19 protein-coding genes are annotated in these 20,474 nt (G+C 44.8%); 13 read left to right on the top strand and 6 right to left on the bottom strand.

Translation table 11 applies throughout. The features are described 5' to 3' along the window. Positions 1 to 3: 3 nt before the first annotated feature. The 5 genes from AC59GT_RS05645 to AC59GT_RS05625 all read right to left on the bottom strand — a co-directional run bounded on the left by AC59GT_RS05645 (position 4) and on the right by AC59GT_RS05625 (position 5,846). On the bottom strand, positions 4 to 894 hold the full coding sequence (locus tag AC59GT_RS05645) for a cbb3-type cytochrome c oxidase N-terminal domain-containing protein (RefSeq protein ID WP_497236724.1): 891 nt from the start codon (positions 892 to 894) through the stop codon (positions 4 to 6). Further along, positions 891 to 1,082, bottom strand: coding sequence for a hypothetical protein (locus AC59GT_RS05640; RefSeq protein ID WP_117382222.1), 192 nt, complete (start codon positions 1,080 to 1,082; stop codon positions 891 to 893). Before AC59GT_RS05640 ends, AC59GT_RS05645 begins: the two co-directional genes overlap by 4 nt. A gap of 5 nt (positions 1,083 to 1,087) precedes the next feature. Beyond that, a complete protein-coding gene (gene ccoN, locus AC59GT_RS05635) occupies positions 1,088 to 3,211 on the bottom strand; it encodes a cytochrome-c oxidase, cbb3-type subunit I (protein ID WP_497236723.1) in 2,124 nt (707 codons plus the stop codon). 83 nt (positions 3,212 to 3,294) lie between these two features. Beyond that, positions 3,295 to 3,456, bottom strand: coding sequence for a cbb3-type cytochrome oxidase assembly protein CcoS (gene ccoS, locus AC59GT_RS05630; protein WP_117382224.1), 162 nt, complete (start codon positions 3,454 to 3,456; stop codon positions 3,295 to 3,297). Beyond that, positions 3,456 to 5,846 (bottom strand): heavy metal translocating P-type ATPase, encoded by a 2,391-nt coding sequence (locus tag AC59GT_RS05625; RefSeq protein WP_497236722.1) that lies wholly within the window; start codon positions 5,844 to 5,846, stop codon positions 3,456 to 3,458. The genes ccoS and AC59GT_RS05625 overlap by 1 nt, the downstream gene beginning before the upstream one ends. 118 nt (positions 5,847 to 5,964) lie before the next feature. Here AC59GT_RS05625 and AC59GT_RS05620 point away from each other — a divergent pair, with 118 nt between their 5' ends. From AC59GT_RS05620 to AC59GT_RS05605, 4 genes are read left to right on the top strand one after another with little or no spacing between them, the layout of a single operon-like run. Further along, the gene (locus tag AC59GT_RS05620) at positions 5,965 to 7,755 is read left to right on the top strand and encodes a hypothetical protein (RefSeq protein WP_497236721.1); all 1,791 of its coding nucleotides are present in this window, start codon (positions 5,965 to 5,967) and stop codon (positions 7,753 to 7,755) included. 60 nt (positions 7,756 to 7,815) lie between these two features. Continuing rightward, entirely contained in the window at positions 7,816 to 8,070 is a 255-nt protein-coding gene (locus tag AC59GT_RS05615) for a hypothetical protein (RefSeq protein WP_497236720.1), read from the top strand. A gap of 60 nt (positions 8,071 to 8,130) precedes the next feature. Beyond that, entirely contained in the window at positions 8,131 to 8,763 is a 633-nt protein-coding gene (locus AC59GT_RS05610; protein ID WP_497236719.1) for an HAD family hydrolase, read from the top strand. Between the two features lie 60 nt (positions 8,764 to 8,823). After that, entirely contained in the window at positions 8,824 to 9,300 is a 477-nt protein-coding gene (locus AC59GT_RS05605; protein WP_497236718.1) for a DinB family protein, read from the top strand. Positions 9,301 to 9,357: 57 nt separating this feature from the next. Here AC59GT_RS05605 and AC59GT_RS05600 read toward each other — a convergent pair whose 3' ends face one another. Beyond that, on the bottom strand, positions 9,358 to 10,530 hold the full coding sequence (locus AC59GT_RS05600) for a proline dehydrogenase family protein (RefSeq protein ID WP_497236717.1): 1,173 nt from the start codon (positions 10,528 to 10,530) through the stop codon (positions 9,358 to 9,360). Between the two features lie 166 nt (positions 10,531 to 10,696). Here AC59GT_RS05600 and AC59GT_RS05595 point away from each other — a divergent pair, with 166 nt between their 5' ends. The 9 genes from AC59GT_RS05595 (at position 10,697) to AC59GT_RS05555 (ending at position 20,390) form a co-directional block, all read left to right on the top strand. Next, entirely contained in the window at positions 10,697 to 10,903 is a 207-nt protein-coding gene (locus tag AC59GT_RS05595) for an RNA-binding S4 domain-containing protein (RefSeq protein ID WP_117382231.1), read from the top strand. Between the two features lie 6 nt (positions 10,904 to 10,909). Further along, the gene (aroB, locus tag AC59GT_RS05590; RefSeq protein ID WP_497236716.1) at positions 10,910 to 11,968 is read left to right on the top strand and encodes a 3-dehydroquinate synthase; all 1,059 of its coding nucleotides are present in this window, start codon (positions 10,910 to 10,912) and stop codon (positions 11,966 to 11,968) included. A 1-nt stretch (position 11,969) separates the two neighbouring features. Continuing rightward, the gene (locus AC59GT_RS05585) at positions 11,970 to 12,857 is read left to right on the top strand and encodes a sterol desaturase family protein (RefSeq protein WP_497236715.1); all 888 of its coding nucleotides are present in this window, start codon (positions 11,970 to 11,972) and stop codon (positions 12,855 to 12,857) included. 287 nt (positions 12,858 to 13,144) lie between these two features. Continuing rightward, entirely contained in the window at positions 13,145 to 14,047 is a 903-nt protein-coding gene (locus tag AC59GT_RS05580; protein WP_497236714.1) for a prephenate dehydratase, read from the top strand. Between the two features lie 132 nt (positions 14,048 to 14,179). Next, positions 14,180 to 15,307, top strand: coding sequence for a chorismate mutase (locus AC59GT_RS05575; RefSeq protein ID WP_497236713.1), 1,128 nt, complete (start codon positions 14,180 to 14,182; stop codon positions 15,305 to 15,307). 101 nt (positions 15,308 to 15,408) lie between these two features. Continuing rightward, positions 15,409 to 16,776: a 3-phosphoshikimate 1-carboxyvinyltransferase gene (aroA, locus tag AC59GT_RS05570; RefSeq protein ID WP_497236712.1), complete on the top strand. Its 1,368-nt coding sequence runs from the start codon at positions 15,409 to 15,411 to the stop codon at positions 16,774 to 16,776. A gap of 50 nt (positions 16,777 to 16,826) precedes the next feature. Next, on the top strand, positions 16,827 to 17,921 hold the full coding sequence (aroC, locus tag AC59GT_RS05565; protein WP_497236711.1) for a chorismate synthase: 1,095 nt from the start codon (positions 16,827 to 16,829) through the stop codon (positions 17,919 to 17,921). 54 nt (positions 17,922 to 17,975) lie between these two features. Then, a complete protein-coding gene (locus AC59GT_RS05560) occupies positions 17,976 to 19,100 on the top strand; it encodes a serine hydrolase domain-containing protein (protein ID WP_497236710.1) in 1,125 nt (374 codons plus the stop codon). 36 nt (positions 19,101 to 19,136) lie between these two features. Then, the gene (locus tag AC59GT_RS05555; protein WP_497236709.1) at positions 19,137 to 20,390 is read left to right on the top strand and encodes an MFS transporter; all 1,254 of its coding nucleotides are present in this window, start codon (positions 19,137 to 19,139) and stop codon (positions 20,388 to 20,390) included. Positions 20,391 to 20,474 lie beyond the last annotated feature (84 nt).

Raw genomic sequence — 20,474 nt, 5'->3', positions numbered from 1 at the left:
GTTTTATTTCTTAGCAACTAATTTTTCTGTAACCTCTTTTTCGCCCTGCGGCTCTTTAGCACCCGCCGGGTGTGTACCCTTTAAGGACAGGATATAGTTGGCTACATCTGCAATTTGCTTAGGCGTCAGCTGTTTTTCCCAGGTTGGCATACCTTTAGCCAACACGCCATATTTGATCGTTTTAAATACATCTGAAATTTTGTTGCCATGCAGCCAGTATTCATCTGTAAGGTTAGGGCCAACAACACCTTGCCCATTGTCGCCATGGCAAGGAGCGCAGCTTTGCTTAAACACACCCTTTCCCCCGGCTAATACGCTTGGGTCTGTACTAACCTTCACAGTACTTTCATCAACACGGTTTGCGGCCTTACTCAGGTAAATCTTTTTCTCAATTTCGGCCTGCACAATTTCCGTCTTGTACTCTGCATATTGCGATTGGCCAATGTCAAACACATGATAGATAAGTAAATAGGCTACTGCAAAAAAGATGGTACTGTAAAACAGATACATGAACCATGCGGGCGTCGGGTTATTTAACTCCTGTATACCATCATATTCATGCGGTATGAGCAAGCTTTTCTCTTCCGATAAAGGCTTAAGAGACAGCAGTTTGTTCCATACCTCACCTTTCGGCTTCTTTTCTTTTCTCGCTGGTTGTAGTTCAGCTTCTATTTGCTGAGAGGTGTAGCCCTGCGATTTTAAAACTACGCGGGTAAGTACTTTGAAGGTGCGTAGCAAAACCAGCATAACTCCCAAAAACAACAGCAGCATGGTTACAATGGCACCATAGCCAATGTAATTTTTCATTTCATCAGACAACATGCCATCGCCCTGTGCAAAGCTTTGCTGCGCTGCTATTACAATTGTTGTTGTGATAAATAGCCGTCTTTTCATTGTAAAGCTTTTTCTGATGAATGGATATCGCTATCACTAAGTGGAAGCTCGCTCATGTGCTCTACATGGCTTTTGCCCAACTTGAATAGTATTATAGCTACTACAATAAAAAATATCAGAAATATGCCCAGCGAACTAAGCAGGTAAACCTGGTGCCCGTTTATGTTCTCGGTAAATTGTTTAAACATGGTTGTTATTTGTTGGCGGTTTTATTTGCTTTAATATCAGTACCCAATCTTTGCAGATAAGCAATAACGGCAATGATCTCTTTATCACTTTTTACTTTGATCTTATCTTTCGAAAGGCTTTGCGCTATTTCTTCGGCTTGTTTATTCAACTCATAATTAGCCTTGTTTTCATAACCCGCAGCGTATGGAACACCCAAAGTGCGCATAGCGTTAATTTTGGTACGGGTGGTGGTACTATCTAACTTTTGAGTTAACAACCAATCGTAGTTTGGCATTATGCTTCCCGGCGACATCAGTCGAGGATCCATCATGTGATTATAATGCCATGCGTTCCCATACTTTTGACCTTCCCGGGCCAGATCGGGTCCGGTACGTTTAGATCCCCAGAGGAATGGGTGATCATAAACGAACTCTCCGGCTTTACTGTACTCGCCATAACGTTCAGTTTCTGACCGGAAGGGCCTTACTGTTTGTGAATGGCAGTTTGAACAGCCTTCGCGTATGTAAATGTCCCTACCCTGCAATTCAAGCGGAGTGTAAGGCTTAACACTGGCTATTGTGGGCACGTTTGATGAAATTGTCATGGTTGGCATCAACTCTATTACGGTGCCTATCAAGATCACTATAAGTGCACCAACCATTAGCTGTATAGGCCTTCTTTCGAGTTTACGGTGCCAGCCGCTCTCAGCTAGCTCGTTTAGAGGTTCTAACGGCATAGCTTCCGTTGCTTCATCAGCTACAAGTTTCCCCTGCTTCATAGTGCGGGCTATGTTATAAGCCATTACAATTACGCCCAACAGGTAAAACGTACCGCCGATTGAACGCATTACATGCATCGGGATAATACGCAGTGTTGTTTCCAAAAAGTTTGGATACTTCAGCATGCCCTCGGCGGTAAACTCCTTAAGCATAAGCCCCTGAGTAAAGCCGGCCCAATACATAGGTATAGCGTAAAACAGTATACCCAGGGTGCCAATCCAAAAGTGGAAAGACGCGAGTTTTTTAGAATAAAGCTCTGTTTTATAAATGCGTGGTATTAGCCAGTAGAGTATAGCAAACGTCAGGAACCCATTCCAACCGAGCGCGCCAACGTGTACGTGGGCTACAATCCAATCCGTAAAGTGCGCAAGTCCGTTTATTTGTTTAAGGGAGAGCATCGGGCCTTCAAACGTGGCCATGCCATAGGCAGTTAAACCAACTACCATAAACTTAAGAACTACATCGTCACGCACCTTGTCCCACGCGCCGCGCAGCGTTAACAAACCGTTAATCATACCACCCCAGCTTGGCGCTATCAGCATGATAGAAAATACTATCCCTAATGACTGTGCCCAACCAGGTAACGTGGTATATAACAAATGATGCGGTCCGGCCCAGATATAGATAAATATCAATGCCCAAAAATGCAGGATGCTGAGTTTATACGAATAGATAGGGCGATTAGCCATTTTGGGCAAAAAGTAGTACATCATGCCCAGGTATGGAGTTGTAAGGAAAAATGCAACCGCATTGTGCCCATACCACCATTGCACCAGCGCGTCCTGCACACCGGCATAAACCATATAGCTTTTAAATGCAGATACCGGCAACTCAAATGAGTTAACAATGTGCAGCACGGCAATAGTTACAAATGTTGCGATGTAGAACCAAATAGCTACGTACAGGTGCCTTTCGCGCCGCTTGAAAATGGTGCCAAACATATTAACGCCGAACACTACCCATATAATTGTAATAGCAATATCTATTGGCCATTCCAGCTCGGCATACTCATGTGATGTGGTAAGTCCTAACGGTAGTGTAATAACTGCCGATACGATGATAAGCTGCCATCCCCAGAAATGTAAATTGCTTAAAAATGTGCTGAACATGCGGGCCTTTAGCAGGCGTTGCAGTGAATAGTATACGCCCATAAATATGGCGTTGCCAACAAAAGCAAATATCACCGCGTTGGTGTGCAGCGGGCGTATACGGCCAAAGGTGGTGTACTGGTTGCCCATATTCATGCCGGGCTTAAATAATTGGATTGCTGCAATAAGTCCAACTGTCATTCCGATAATGCCCCATACAATGGTGGCAATACCAAAATTCCTGACGATCTTGTTATCATAGTAAAATTTTTCGGGCTGCATAATGTTGTTTAAATGATGTTGTAAAAGTATTTCAAGCCGGGCGGGCCAAGAATGATGCTAATTGCAGGAAAGAGTGACGACCGTCACTTTTTGTCGTTAGTATCCGGTTCGTCGTCAATCAGTATGCGCACTGATGGGGTATACAGATCATCATTTTGACCCGTACGCTGCGACCAAAAAAAGGCCAGCAAGAACGCTAGTGCCAGTACTACACTGCAACCAATTAGAAAGTAAATTATGCTCATTATAATCCCCGTTTTTTTGCAGCAAAGTGTGTAGCTACAGTAGTAAAAGAAATGATTGTAGCCGTGCTTAGCGGCATTAATATGGCAGCTGTTAACGGCGAAAGTTTGCCTGTAACCGCATAGCTGAGGCCTATCAAATTATAGGTAAGCGATATCAAAAAGGAACAATGTATTATGCTGACGGTGCTTTTGGAAAACTTTAAAAAAGCAGGGAGTTTGTTAAACGACCGCCCATCCAGTATAGCATCACAACCAGGCGAAAAGTTGTTTATGTTATCCGTAACGGCGATACCCAGATCGCTTTGGCGCAGGGCACCGGCATCATTAAGGCCATCCCCCATCATCATTACCTTCCCCTTCAATCGTTGCAATAGCTGTATAAACTCCAGCTTTTTATGTGGAGACTGACTAAAGTTCATCCGGTCGAAACTTTTAAATACCGGCAATAACTCATCTTTTTCATGATCACTGTCTCCCGAAATCAGGAAGGCTTGATAATTTGAAAGTTCGGTTACCGTTTGGCGTAGCCCCGCACGATAGTTTTGTTTGAAGGCAAAGTACCCGCAGTACTTTCCTTCAATAAGTAAGTGCACACGGGTTTGATTACCAGTTTCCTCAAACTCGCCAAACACAAACTTGCCGCTTCCAATCCGCACATCATGCCCCCCTACAAGGGCGTTTATACCTTGTCCTGGTGTTTCTCTATAATATTTTAATTCAAGCTTATCAATTTTACCAAGGTATTGGCATATCATTCGGGATAAGGGGTGATTGGAATTTATACAGGCGCTATAAACTAACTGCAGCTCTGATGTCGTTAGGCTGCCACTAAGTGTTATGTTATTGTCGGTGCCTGTAGTTATTGTGCCTGTTTTATCAAATACAATTGTGTCTATTTTCGCCAGTTGCTCAACAACCGCTGTATTCTTCAGGTAGAACAAGTTTCTGTCAAAAATGCTTAACGCTGCCGACATGGTAAACGGCGTACTTAAAGCTAAAGCGCAGGGACAGGCAACTATTAACACGGCTGTAAAGGCAGCCAAACCGCGGTTTAAACTGGTCGGTAACCAAAATAAAAGCGCACCAAAAGCAATAATTAATAGCACTATTGTAAAATGCTTGCTCACCCGCTCATTAAAAGTTTGCATGCGGTTATGTTGTAAGCGGGTGAACGCCTCGTTGTTCCAAAGTTGGGTAAGGTAACTTTGTGATACGGGCTTTACCACTTCCAACTCAATAGCTTCGCTTGTTTGCCGGCCACCGGCATAAATAATCTCGCCCAGGGTTTTGCTTACAGGGATAGATTCGCCGGTTACAAAGCTAAAATCAATCAACGCCTCCCCTTTTAGTAAAATAGCATCTGCCGGGATAATTTCGTTATGCCGAAGTACGATGCGCTCGCCAACCTTCAGGTCGGCTAATGGCACCGGCTTTTCCACTCCATCGGTAATAACCTGTACGGCAACAGGGAAAAAGGAACGGTAATCGCGCTCGAACGATATGTGATGATAAGTTTTGCGTTGTACAAACTTGCCCACAAGCAAGAAAAACACTAGGCCACAAAGCGTATCCGCAAAGCCGGCTCCCGATTTGGTAAGCACTTCGGCAACCGTACGCGCAAACAATACCGCAATGCCAAGTGCCAGCGGAAAATCTATGTTAAGGATTTTGTTCTTCAAATTTTGCCATGCTGACACAAAGTACTCCCGGCCACTATAAAAGACCACCGGTAACGAGAACAGTACATTTAGCCAGCCGAAGAAATGTTTAAACGAGGACTCTAATGAAGACAGCCCTAAATACTCCGGAAAGCTTAAAAGCATCACATTGCCAAAGCAAAAACCTGCAACTGCTATGCGCTGTATGAGATTATCTTTCTCATTAGCGCGATTTTGTTTTTTGATAACATCCTGCAAGCTGATCAACGGTTCGTAGCCGATATCAAAAAGCAGCTCAACAAGTTCCCTTAGGCTTATTTTTTGAGGATCATATTTAACGTTAAGCTGTTTCTTTAAAAAATCTATGCGGCTATATAAAACACCAGCGTTAAACCTATTAAGCTTTTCCAGCAGCCAGATACATGAACTGCAATGGATATGCGGGATGTAAAAGGTTATTATGGTAAGGTTATCATCTGTATAGTCTACCAGTTCCTTTATAATTGCCGGTTCGTTCAGGTAGTCAAAGCGCTTATCTGTACGTGCACGTGTTAAGCCCGGGTGATCATTGAAGGAGTAGTAGCTGCACAAGTTATTTTCGGCCAGTATAGTATAAACTGTTTTACAGCCGTGGCAACAAAATGATTTTTCTTCAAGGGTGTACCTGGTTGTTAAACATTCATCGCCGCAATGATAGCAGAGTGTTTTTTGAGTAAAAATGCTTTCAGTCATTTGTTAATGTTGATCATTCAAAACTCCCTGCTTTCGACCGCTTAAATAATGATCATCGTTTTAGCAGAATGTGACGGTGGTCAGTTTTTGGCGCTTGCCACCGGCTTACTTTTGACACATGAGCCATACATTTCACATCCCTGTTTTAGGATTAGGTTTTTCTATAGATACGCCGCTTAAGGTAGCGCGGTACGGTATTTCGTCAGTAATGTCTATTGTTGATGATGAACTGGTAGAGCGAATGCGCGAGTTCCATTCCAAAGAGAATAACAAACCATTTATACCTATCAAGAAGACAGAAGCAGATCATCGTGCCAAGCGGATCACCGCTTACCTTAATCTGGTGAATGACTTGGTAAATGAGCAGTTTACGGCATTAAAAAAGCAAAATTTCGTGCCTGGTAACGATTTATGCCGCTATTTTGAGCTCTTGCCCGACACCTCTCCCCTTAAACAAGGGTACGACCTGATGCTTGAATATCCGGAAGGTCCACAAAAACAGATGTTTCAGCTTGTACTGCGTAATAGTATAACCAAGGGATCTATTGATGTAAATATTATGGCCAAAGTAGACAAAATGAATTTTGCTGCGGATGGTACGTATTTAGGGGCTGAAAACACAGATGCGCTTGCCGCATTACGGGGATTTGCAGAGAGTGACCTGCACTCTGCTGTAATCCTGTCCGCAGGTATGAACCCTAAGCTATATAGTCATCTTGAGAACTTTGCCGCCTTCTATCCTAACGAAAGTGGGGAAATAAATAAGAGAGTAATTCTTAAAGTGAGTGATTTTCGCTCAGCCTTTATCCAGGCGAAGTTTCTGGCAAAAAAAGGAATATGGGTTTCTGAGTTCAGGGTAGAATCAGGACTTAACTGTGGCGGCCATGCGTTTGCAACTGAAGGTTATTTGCTCGGCCCCATTTTGCAGGAGTTTAAAGACCGGCGCGCGGAAATGCATGCTGAACTTTGCAACTTATATATTAACGCGTTATTACAGAAAGGACTCCTTGGAGCGAAACCTCAGTCACTAAGAATAACCGTGCAGGGGGGCATTGGGACAGCCGAGGAGAACAACTTTTTAAGGCAGTATTATCATGTAGATGCCACCGGTTGGGGCAGCCCCTTCCTACTGGTACCCGAAGCAACAAACGTAGATGACGAGACCCTGGCTAAACTAACGAGTGCTGCAGAAGAGGATTACTACTTAAGTGACTCCTCGCCTTTGGGCATTTTGTTCAGTAATTTTAAGCAAAGTACTGTAGAGCAACAAAGGCTTCAGCGCATTGCGCTTAACCGCCCGGGCAGCCCCTGTACTAAAAAGTTTTTGTGCAGCAATACCGAATTTACTGACGAAGCTATTTGTACAGCTTCCCGCGAGTATCAAAGCCTTAAAATTAAACAACTTAACAATTTGCACTTAGCAGATACAGAACACCAGGCTGCCTTTAACGAAATCACTGAGAAAATTTGTCTGTGCGAGGGGTTGTGCGCATCGGCTTACCTGAAGTACAATATTACCAAACCGAAGGAAAATACCGCGGTTGCAATATGCCCCGGTCCAAACCTGGCCTATTTTCATAAAACTTTTTCGCTGGAGGAAATGATTGGCCATATCTACGGAAAAATTAATCTGCTTACCGACAATAAACGTCCGCACTTTTTCATCAAAGAACTTGAGCTCTATATAAATTATCTGCAAAAAGACTTACAAAAGCATATCAACAAGCTCACCCAGAAAAAGGCTAATCAATTACAGGCTTTTAAAGAGCAACTGTTAAGCGGGATAAACTACTATAAGAATTTATTTACAGACAATTTTATTTCAGCAGCAGAACTGAAAGACCAACTTAACTTTCTTGAAAGTGCATTACTAAATAATCTTACCCAGCTATCATCTAGTAAGTTGTGATGCCTGTCATTTTTTTGACTTTTAACTTATGGTACATTTATGTAATTAAATCAGGCCGATATGAAAACTATACGCTTCAACTTCAACCATCCGGTAAACGGCAACGCAGTTTTAACCCCTATAACCTGCACCGGCAGCTCGTGCCAACGTCTGAAAGTAACAAGTTTGAACGATAATTCACTAGAGATACCGGTGGATGATTGCGGCAAGGGAAAATGGAAGTTAACACTTGACTGGGAACATGACGGCCGGATGTTTTCACATCAGGAAGAATTTGAAATAAGCAACTTAGACCAACACTCTCCTACCCTGTAATCAGCAATTTAATCGGCTTAGTTTCACATCAATTTGGCATATTTGCGTTCAATCTCACTTATGCAGAACGTAAAAAACATCATCTTCGATTATGGCAACGTTATTTTTAACATCGACTTTCGTAATGCGCAGCAGGCATTTGCAAAATTGGGTTTAACCAACGCCGAAGAATTCTACGGGCACCGGCAGCAAGACCAAATATTTGACAAGTTCGATCGTGGCGAAGTTTCCGGTGATGAGTTCCGTACCTACATCAGGCAGGTTATAGGCGACCCTAATGTTACTAATAAGCAGATTGATCATGCCTGGAACAGTTTGCTACTGGGCATAGCACCGGGTACCCATGATTTATTGCTGCAGTTGAAAAGTAAATATCGTACTTTTTTATTGAGCAACATTAACGACATCCACTACAACTACATAATGAAGTACCTAAAGGATGAGTTTAACTTCGACAATAACGAGCACCTTTTCGAACGTACCTATTACTCGCACCTGCAGGGCAAACGTAAACCGGAGATCAACTTTTTTCAGCAGGTACTGGATGAAAATAACCTGATCCCGCAAGAAACGCTGTTTATTGATGATAGCCCCCAACATTTGGAGGCGGCAAAAACACTAGGGATACAAACGTTTTTGATGACTGCCCCGGACACACTGCAGGCGTTTGCAAAACGCGAACACCTAATTTAATTTATGTAGCTGTAAGCAAGATAATGCGGCTGCTTGTACCTTTTAATATTATCCGCGGCTATGTATACTACTCTTTTGCAACAATATCAATTAATTCTGTCGGCACGTAGTTCACTTCTTAATTATTGTGAAACCGTGTCTAAAGAGCATTTACTTACTCCCTTGCCATCGTTTAATAATGAGAGCATGATCACCCAACTGATACATGTGGCTAACTGTTATGTTTTTTGGTTGTCAAAAAGCCTTATGCAGGAGCAACGGCCTGAGTTTGTAGTTGAAGACCACCAAGATTTGGAAGCTATAAAAAGAGCGTACGGGCAGGTAGATTTAATTGTGAATGAGTTCCTGCGCCAATTCGCCAACTCGCTTCAGGAACAGCAGGTTATTACCCGGCCGGACGGCAGCACACTCTTGCGGTCGCCTTTCGAAATTTTCACCCATGTTATAACGCATGAATTTCATCACAAAGGCCAGGTGGTTAACATGAGCCGGCAGCTAGGTTACATCCCTGTAGATAGTGATGTGGTTAGAGAATAAAGCGGATGTGGACAGTTAGTTATATTACAATTAAACTCAATCAATAGCTTTGGCTGATTAAATGCCTCTTCTTTTTTTCTCCTTAACAATTAACCCCAACTCGCGGCTCATTTGCCCGGCTATAGCGGTATTTTCCTGCGCCCGGCGGAACAAGTATGGCAGAACTGCTTTTATGGGACCATAAGGCACGTACTTAGCTACATTGTATTTAGCATCTGCCAGATTAAAGCTTAGGTTATCGCTCATGCCAAGTAATTGCGAAAAATAAACGTGAGGGTGGTTATGCGGCACTTTCTTGCCGTTCAGCAACTCTGCCAGCAGGCGCGAACTTTCTTCGTTGTGGGTACCTGCTACAAAAGCTATTTTATCTACATGATCAACACAAAAAACCAGCGCGTCGTTGTAATCACGATCGGTTGAGGCCTTATCCGGTTGTATAGGCGAAGTATAGCCACGCTCTTCCGCGCGCTTCCTTTCCTTTTCCATGTAGGCACCACGTACTATTTTAGCACCAAGGATAAACCCTTCGTCCTCCGCAACGGCAAAGTCGTTTATTAACGATGCCAGCTTATCGTGGCGGTACATCTGGTAGGTATTATATACTATGTTCGTTTCTTTATTAAAGAAACGCATCATATTAAGCGCCAGGTCATCAATCGTTTTCTGGATCCAACTTTCTTCAGCATCAATCATCACCGGTACCCCTTCAGAATGTGCCATCTCGCAAATTGCCAGCACACGGTCCTGTACTTTCTGCCACTCTATCTGCTCGTCTACACTCAGCTTAAGCCCCTCATCCAACTTTTCCAGCAGTGCGAAACGGCCAACACCGGTAACCTTAAATACAGTAAGCGGAATAGCTTTGTCTTTCGATGCCTTTATTACAGTACGGATAATCTCGTCGCGGGTATTATCAAATACGCTTTCTTCATCCTCCCCTTCTACCGAGTAATCTAAAATGGTACCCACGCCGCCAACAGCCAAATTTCTTATGGTTGGGTTGCACTCATCAATAGTTTCCCCGCCGCAAAAATGTTTAAAGATGGTGGCTTTAATCAGGCTTTTTATAGGCAGGCCTACCTTCATGAAAAAGTTAGTGATCGGCGGGCCAATCTTCACCAAAAAGTTAACGTTTATAGCCCTGAAAAGCCAGTAAGCGCGGTTAAGATCGGTATTAGAAGAATGTTTAAAGGCAATCTCGGTATCTTCGAAAGATAGTTTATTATTCATGCTGAAACGTTCACAAGTAATTGTTTGTGGGATCATGGCAGTTGCAGACCATTAGCAATTAATAGTGGGCAAGCAAACTCATGAACTATAATCCATAAACTATGAACCAGCCGCAAAATTATAAAATGATAACCATTATCACACGAATAGTTTATTTTTGCCCATCATGATCGAATTTAAAGTAACCGGCGACTATATCCCAATGATACAACTGCTTAAAGCTGTTAACCTGGTACAAACAGGCGGCGAAGCGCAAATTGTGGTGGAAGATGGCGAGGTGAAATACAATGGCCAGGTAGATTACCGCAAACGCCTTAAAGTAAAACCAGGCGATGTTGTAGAATTCCGCGGTAAAAAGATCAACGTGACCTGATACACAATGGATACTATTCAAAGCGACAGCTACCCTATTTTTTTTGATGACAGCCTTTCTGAACTTATTACTTTTATAAAGCAGGGCAAGTACTCGCGTACGTTTGTACTTACAGATGAAAATACATCTGCACAGTGTTTGCCCCTCCTGGAGCCACTTTTAGCTGAGCTGGACAATTACGACCTGATCGAGATAAACGCTGGCGAGGAAAGCAAGAACATTGACTTTTGCGTAGGCGTTTGGAAAATGCTGATTGACTTTGGTGCCGACCGCAAAGCTTTAATGGTAAACCTCGGCGGCGGTGTGGTAACAGACCTTGGCGGCTTTGTCGCATCTACTTATAAACGCGGGATAGACTTCGTGCAGGTTCCCACTACGCTGTTATCACAGGTCGACGCTTCTGTTGGCGGTAAGACCGGAGTAGACATGGACGGCATCAAGAACATCATAGGGACGTTTACCCAGCCGAAGGCGGTGTTTATGTCTGCTGCTTTTTTAAAGACTCTGCCGGAGCGCCAGATATTATCCGGCCTGGCGGAAATGCTTAAACATGGCCTGATATGCGATGCCGACTACTGGAAAGAATTAAAGAACAGCGATCTTACCCTTCCGTCTGTAGAACTGATATACCGTTCGGTAGAGATAAAAAACGCCGTGGTAATAGAAGATCCGCAGGAGAAGAGCATTCGTAAGGCGCTCAACTTTGGCCACACCATTGGCCACGCTGTAGAGACTAACTCTATCCTGAACGATGAACGGCCGCTTACCCATGGCGAGGCGATAGCTATTGGCATGATATGCGAAGCCTGGTTATCCCATAAAAAAGCCGGATTGCCTGAAGAGCAGCTGCACGAGATAAGCACTGTTCTCAACGGACTGTATCCTAAATATCCCGTGCCGGATACCTGTCATAATGTGCTTTACGAGTTGATGCAAAAAGACAAGAAGAACACCGAAAAACAAATTAATTGCACATTGCTGACCAAGATCGGCTGCTTTAGTATTGATAATATTTGTACGGAGGACGAACTTTGCGCTAGTCTGAGATACTACGCTGCACTTTAACATGCTCATAACACCGCGAAGCGAAGCTGTTGCTTTACTTATTTCCTTACTGGTAATACTCACCCTTGTGGAGATGTACCTTAGCTATCGCGAGAACAGGCAGTACTACGAGAAGCGGGATACCCTTACCAACATTTACCTTACTACCCTAGCCTTCATCATGAACCTGGCGGTAAATGGTGCAGCGTTTTATCTGCTTAATTTCACTTACCAGTATCGTTTATTTGAGATAAGTAACGGAGTTGTATACTGGTTGGTGCTGGTTACTGTTCAGGATTTCCTCTACTGGGTACTACATTACACCGGGCATTACTGCCGCTTATTTTGGGCAGTGCATGTAACGCATCACTCGTCAGAAAAGTTTAATTTAACAACCGGCTTTCGCTCTACTGTTTTCGAACCACTTTACCGCACCTTCTTTTATTTGCCACTGGCGCTTATGGGTTTCAACGCTGTAGACGTGCTTTACGCTTACCTTATCACCCAGCTATACGGCAATATTGTACATACGCAGTACAAAATAAATCTGCCAAGGTGGTATTCATTCATTTTTGTCACGCCGGCACATCACCGGGTACACCATGCCTCAAACCTGCGCTACCTGGACAAAAATATGGGTATGATGTTCATCATCTGGGACCGTATGTTTGGCACCTTCCATGACGAGGACCCTGCAGAGCCTGTAAAATATGGTTTAACCAAGCAGCCGGAGAAGCTGGGACCCGTAAATATCCTCTTTCATGAATGGAAAGCACTAATACAGGATGTAAAGAAAGCTCCTGGCCTGCGCAATAAACTCGGCTACATAATCAATCCCCCCGGATGGAGCCATGATGGCAGCACACAAACAGCGAGAGCTTTGCAAAGAGAGTATAAGAAAGTTTCCTAAGGTGGCTTCAAAGCTTTTGGATTTAACCCCTAATTTGTTTTCAGTTGCATTTACCAAACTAAATTTGGTTCACTCAACAATATTTGCAAAAAATAAAATTATCTATTGACAATTTGTTTTTTACTTGTACATTTACAGCATAACAAAAACATGAATACATCACGTGCATATTTTTATGGTTTCTACTTTTACTTTAGCAGTAAGAGCCGGGACTGATATGTACTAACAAAACATACAAAATCAAAAAAGTCCCGGCCCAATAAGCCGGGACTTTTTGCTTTACCACTATGATAAAGAACGAACTGCCAAGAGTTGCCATACAGGGGATCCGCGCTTCCTTCCACGAAGAGGCCGCATTTAAGTTCTTTGGCGAAAAGATAATCACCGTTGAGTGCAACTCTTTTAAACAAACCTTTGAAGCGTTACAGCGCCAGGAGGCAGATTATATTGTAATGGCTATAGAGAACAGCATAGCCGGCAGCATACTGCCCAACTACTCGCTGCTGATGAATTACAGCTTCCCGGTTGTGGGCGAGGTGTATGTTCCTATTCAGTTACATTTAATGGCGTTGCCTGGTGTTAAGTTCGAGAACATCAAAACTGTAACGTCGCACCCTATTGCGATACGCCAGTGTGTGGATTTCTTTGATGAATACCCGGACCTCAAGATTGTAGAAAGCAGCGATACTGCAGCTTGCGCCAAACGAATCCGCGATGAGCAACTTACCGATACGGTTGCGATTGCCAATTCACTGGCCGCCCAGCTTTATGGGCTGGATATCATCGAACGCCGCATTGAATCCAATAAAAAGAACTACACGCGTTTCCTTATTCTTACCACGCACGAGAACGCTAAAAAGAAACCGGGCAATAAAGCATCGCTATGTTTCCAGGTAAGTAATGAGGTGGGTTCGCTTGCCAAGGTGCTCAATATTTTTGCCCAGGAAAATGTGAACATGAGCAAAATACAGAGCATGCCGGTGCTGGGCAAACGTAACGAATACAACTTTTACGTAGATATTGAATGGACGGAAACCAAGCACTACGATGCTGCAATCCGCCAGATATTAAAATATACGCACAATTTCAACATACTTGGCGAGTATGAGCGCTGGGAAGAAGAAACAGCGGTGTTATTGCCTAAAGCACAGCGCCCCCGAAAGTACATTACTATGAAAAGAATAGAATAATGCTAGTCCGGAAAGACCGAAAGTTGGTAGGTCCGGAAGACATAGAAAACAGAATATAACAATTACATAACACAACAAACAAAAATCTTCCGGACTTTCGGTCTTTCCGACTTCCGGCCTAAAAACAAGATCATGAAACTTAACTTGAACATACAACCACTGAACACCTGGATTAACAAATCGGGCAAAGAACCTTTGGTAATCGCCGGCCCTTGCAGCGCCGAAACCGAGGACCAATTAGTAGCAACTGCCCACTTGCTGGCAAAAACCGGTAAAATAAGCGCTTTGCGTGCAGGCATCTGGAAACCACGTACCCGTCCGGGTGAGTTTGAAGGCATTGGCAGCATCGGCCTGGAGTGGCTTAAACGTGCTAAAGAAGAAACCGGCTTGCCAACCGCTGTAGAAGTAGCTACTGCTAAACACGTAGAAGAAGCCCTTGCTGCAGGTGTAGATATCCTTTGGGTAGGTGCACGTTCTACCGTTAACCCGTTCACCGTACAGGAAATTGCTGATGCGCTACGCGGCGTTGATGTACCGGTTATGGTAAAAAACCCGGTAAACCCAGACTTGTCGTTATGGATTGGCGCGTTAGAGCGTATAAACAATGCAGGTATAACTAAATTAGCAGCTATTCACCGTGGCTTCTCATCATACGAGAAATCGGCTTTCCGTAACGAACCAATGTGGGATTTGGCAATCGGCTTGAAAACCATCGCGCCTGAACTGCCTATCATAAACGATCCAAGCCACATTACCGGTAACCGCGACCTGATCGGTTACATCTCTCAAAAAGCGCTTGACCTTGATATGCAGGGACTGATGATAGAGTCGCATATTGACCCTACCGTTGCCTGGACAGACGCTAAACAACAGGTTACTCCTGCTGCTTTGTCGGAGATTATTGATCACCTGGCATTACGTAAGCCGGAAGTGCGCAACGCTGCTGTAAATGATAAACTTGCAGAACTGCGCAACCAGATAGATAAGATTGACGACCTGGTTATCCAGAAAATGGCAGAGCGCATGCAGATTGTTGAGAAAATTGGCAACTACAAAAAAGATAACGGCATAACCATTTTACAGGTAAACCGTTGGGACGAAATCCTGCATAAACGTACCGGTTACGCCAAAGCGCTTAAACTGAGCACGGAGTTTACCGAGAAGCTATTAGAATTGATGCACAGCGAATCGATCCGTAAACAAACCGAGATCATGAACGCTGAAGCAGGCCAGGCAGAAGAAAAACTAACACACGCGTAAATTAAATTATTAGTGATTGGTTGATAAGCGATCAGATTAGCATACCCGATACCGCTAATCTTACAAGCTGTCAGTGCAATCGTTAACTGATCGGTTTAATTATGGCAAAACATAACATTATACTTACCCGGCCGGGCAAAACGCTTAAAGGAACGGTGCAGCTCACCGGATCTAAAAGCGAATGCAACCGCGCGCTCATGATACAGGCGCTAAGCAAAGGCAAGGTTAAAGTAGAAAATATATCTGATGCTGCGGATACGGTGACCTTGCAAAAGGTGTTAAGTGCAGGAGTTGGCAGCGTACAATTGGCAGTTGGCGCAGGCGAGTTATATGAGGTCGATTCAACAAGTGAGCAATTGCACGGCAATCACTCACCACTCACCGGTCACGATTCACAATCAGTGATAAACATCGGTCCGGCAGGCACAGCCATGCGCTTTTTAACGGCTTTTCTTCCACTGCAAGACGCTACGGTAACCCTTACAGGTTCTGAGCGGATGCAGCAGCGCCCAATAGGTGTGCTGGTAGATGCTATGCGCAAACTGGGTGCGGAGATAGAGTATGTGAATAACGAGGGTTACCCTCCTATTAAAATCCACAGCGGTTTTAAGCAGCAGGCAAACCGTATAAGCATTAAGGGTGATATCAGCAGCCAGTATATTACAGCTTTGCTGCTTATCGCATCAACGTTACCCCAGGGCTTAACACTGGAAATAGAAGGTGAGCTTACCTCACGCCCGTATGTAGAAATGACCCTTGCTATGCTTAAGCAAGCCGGCATACAGCACAGCTGGCAAGGAAATGTGATATCAATAGCGCACCAGGAGTTTGCAGAAACATCCCTTTACACAGAACCGGACTGGAGCGCGGCTTCGTACTGGTATGCTATAGCAGCACTGAGCAACGAGGCTGAGCTTTTTCTGCCGGGACTAACGCCATACAGCCTGCAAGGCGATAGCGTCATTACAGAGATAATGGCCAACTTCGGCATCACTTCACAATTTAAGGATGGAGGCGTATACCTTACTAAGGAAGTTAAACCAGTCTTCCGCAAAATATTCGACATGAAGGAGTGCCCCGATTTGGCACAAACCGTAATTGTTGTTTGCGCTGCATTGGGGCACGAGGCTACGTTCACAGGGCTGGAAACTTTAAAGATTAAAGAGACGGACCGTGTACTGGCACTGCAAACCGAACTGGCAAAGATTGGCGTAAAGTTGATAGAAAAAGGCCAGGTGTATAAACTGGACTGCAGCGAAAAGCATATTCCCGAGAGCGTATTCATCAACACTTATGATGATCACCGCATGGCAATGGCGTTTGCACCGCTTGCAAGTGTAATACCACAACTGGAAATAGAAGACGCCGACGTGGTAGAAAAATCGTATCCTGCATTCTGGGACGATCTTAAAAGCGTGGGATTTACCCCCCGCCCCCCTGAAGGGGGAGCAGAAGGGCTTCAGCAATAAATATTTATTACTTTTAAATTTTAAATTCCCCCTTCAGGGGGTCAGGGGGCATGGCAGGTAACTCATTCGGGCAATTATTCAGGATAACAACTTTTGGCGAATCGCATGGCGAGGCTATTGGCGTTATTATAGATGGCTGCCCGGCAGGGCTCAGCGTAGACCTGGATTACATACAGGGCGAATTGGATAAACGCAAGCCCGGCCAAAGTAAAATCACTACTCAACGCAAGGAAAGCGATACCTTTAAGATCCTCTCCGGAACGTTTGAAGGAAAAACCACCGGCACGCCTATAATGATGCTGATCCCTAACGAAGATCAGCGATCAAAAGATTACGGCCACAACGTAGATGTGTTTCGCCCTTCGCATGCAGATTATACTTACTTTAGTAAATACGGCATCCGCGATCACCGCGGCGGCGGCCGCTCTTCTGCACGCGAAACTGCCGCCAGGGTTGCTGCAGGCGCGTTAGCCAAGCTGTTACTCAAAACACAAGGTATATACATTGTGGCCCACGTAAGCAGCGTAGGCCGGATAGATGCGCCAAATGTATTTATAAATGACGCGGAGCAATTTATTGCCGAGCGCGAGAAGAACATTGTCCGTTGTGCAGACCCTGCTACTGCAGAGGAAATGATAGCCTTTATAGACAGTGTACGTAAGGATGGTGATACGGTTGGCGGCAAAGTAAGCTGCTATATTAAAAACTGCCCTGTTGGGTTAGGCGACCCGGTTTTTGACAAATTGCACGCAGACCTGGGAAAGGCTATGCTGAGCATAAATGCCGTACATGGCTTTGAATTTGGCTCCGGTTTTAGCGGCAGCGAGATGCGGGGATCTGAACATAATGACATTTTTATAAAGAACGCTGATGGAGAGGTTGCCACCCGTACAAATTTCTCCGGTGGTATACAAGGCGGTATCAGCAATGGTATGCCTATAGAGTTTAAGGTTGCATTTAAACCCGTTGCCACCATTATGCATAACCAGCAAACGGTAAACAGCGAAGGCAACTCGGCCGAAATATCCGGCAAGGGGCGTCACGATCCTTGTGTAGTGCCACGCGCAGTACCAATTGTAGAAGCAATGGCTGCCCTGGTTATTGCCGACCATTGGCTGCGGAATAAAACCGTACGGCTGGATTAATAATACCGGGCTACTTCATATCTTTACTTTACCTGTCCATAGTAACTTATCGCCATGAAGTTGTCCCTGCTTTTATTTTCATGCTTTATCCTGACTGCCGGCTGCTTTGCCCAGACCTTCGCCAATCAACCCGCTCCTGTTGGCTTTCGTTCCAAAGATATCCAAGCGGCAGATAGCATCGTAAACACCTTTATGCGCAAGTATGATGTTCCGGGACTATCATTAGTTATAGCCCAGCGGGACACTATCAAATTGCTGCGCACGTATGGTTTTGCCGATTCCGCTAAAAAGCAACAAGTTGATCCGGACAGCCGCTTTAGAATCGCAAGCGTGAGCAAACCATTTACATCAGCCGCTATTATGCAGCTTGTAGAGCGGGGAAAGCTAAAGCTTACCGACCGCATTTTTGGTAAAGGGGCATTATTGGGCACCACATACGGCAGCAAACCTTATTCCGATCGTGTAAAAGCAATAACGGTTGAGAACCTGCTGGAACATTTGGGCGGCGGCTGGGGCAACAGTAGCCAAGACCCTATGTTTATGCACCCGGAAATGAGCCAGTCAAAACTGATCAGTTGGACGCTGGACAATCAACCGCTTGGCCATCAGCCCGGAACTAATTTCGAATACTCCAACTTTGGTTACTGCCTGCTTGGCCGCGTTATAGAAAAAGTAAGCGGAATGAAATACGCCGATTACGTGCAAAAGAACATACTGCAGCCCTGCGGCATTACCACAATGGAAACAGGCGGAAATACACTTGCTGAAAGGAAGCCCAAAGAAGTACTTTACTATGATAAAGCTGAAGACCCTTACACAATGGACCAGCGCCGGATGGACAGTCACGGCGGATGGATAGCTACACCTACGGATTTGGTTAAGTTCCTGATCCGGGTGGACAAATTCCCGCAGCAGCCCGACATCCTGAAAATGGAAACGCTTAATACAATGTTTATGGCACCTGTAGTAAGTCCGGACTATGCAAAAGGCTGGGCGGTAAATACGGCAAATAACTATTGGCACAACGGCAGCCTACCCGGCGAGCAGGCGCTAGCTGCGCGCATTAACCAAAACTTTTGTTGGGCAGTAATGGTGAACACCCGCAAAGAAGGAGATTTTGCCCTTGATTTGGACGAACTAATGTGGAAAGTTAAGGGCGCAATTAAGCAGTGGCCTTAAACCGTTATACATTGACTTATCCTACTATCGCAAGCCATGCCCTCCATCATTCAGCTATATAAAAACGCCTACAGCGGCCTCTCCCGTAACAACTGGTATTTGAGTATAGTTATGCTCATTAACCGGAGCGGCACCATGGTAGTTCCTTTCCTGACTATTTACTGCGTTAAACAGCTGCATTTTAGTGTAGAACAGGCTGGCTACATCATGGCGCTGTTTGGTGTTGGTGCTATAGTCGGGGCCTTCATAGGTGGAAAACTGTCGGATCGTATCGGCTTTTACGACATGCAGACAGGCACACTCCTAAGCGGCGGCATTATGTTCATTGTTTTGGGTTTTCAGCACACCTTTACTACGCTGGGTGCAGGTACCTTTATCTTAAGCTTATGCAACGAAGCTTTTAGGCCGGCCAACTCAACGGCAATAGCTTACTACAGCAAGCCCGAGAATAAAACCCGCTCCTACTCGCTTCACCGGCTGGCGGTAAACCTGGGCTGGGCAGTTGGGGCTGCTACTGGCGGTTTCCTGGCATCTATTAACTATCATTTGCTTTTTTGGGTAGATGGCTGCACCAATATATTAGCTGCGCTCATCCTGCTTAAACTAATGCCAAGATCACAATTCATTAAACCCGTAAGCGCAGCAAAGTCAACCACGCGTAAATCATCTCCTTACCGGGATAAGATTTTCGTCACCTTTATTGTACTGATCACGCTGTTCAACATCTGCTTTTTCCAGTTCTTTGTAATGGAGCCCGTATTTTATAAGTTAGAGTGGCACTTTAACGAGCGTTTTATTGGCGCCCTGCTTGCACTGAACGGTATCTTCATCGCACTTGTGGAGATGGTGATGATCAATCAGCTGGAAGGAAAGCGGCACCCGCTGATATTCATCAGCATTGGTGTGCTGGTTACCGGCGCTGGTTTTTCGCTGCTGAATGTTCTGCCGCCAGGTGCTATTGCAGGTATCGCAATCGTGTTGATCATCACGCTTGGAGAAATGCTGAGCATGCCTTTTATGAATGCTTATTGGGTGGCGCGGTCCCAGGAGCATAATCGTGGGCAGTATGCTGCCTTGTACGCCATGAGCTGGGCCGCAGCGCAGGTAGTAGCACCAGCTGTGGGCGCGCAGGTTATCGGACTTGGCGGCTTTACATTATTGTGGTGGCTGCTGGTGGCGGTGTGCTGCGCGGTTTGTGCGGGCCTGCTGTTAATGTATTATTTTAATAAGGAACAAAATTTAGCTGCCGACCTCTATCAAGTTGAGCAGGAGCTGCAAGAACCACTGTAACATCATCTGACTTGTCCTGGAATGAGTTTACACGGTAAAAGGAGTAAACGATGAAAAGAAGTAAGGAGCAAAAGATCATTGATG

The organism is Mucilaginibacter sp. 320_HR (genome assembly GCF_059691875.1).
Note: the sequence above shows the minus strand (reverse complement) of the source record. Positions and strands in the feature narration are given on the sequence as shown.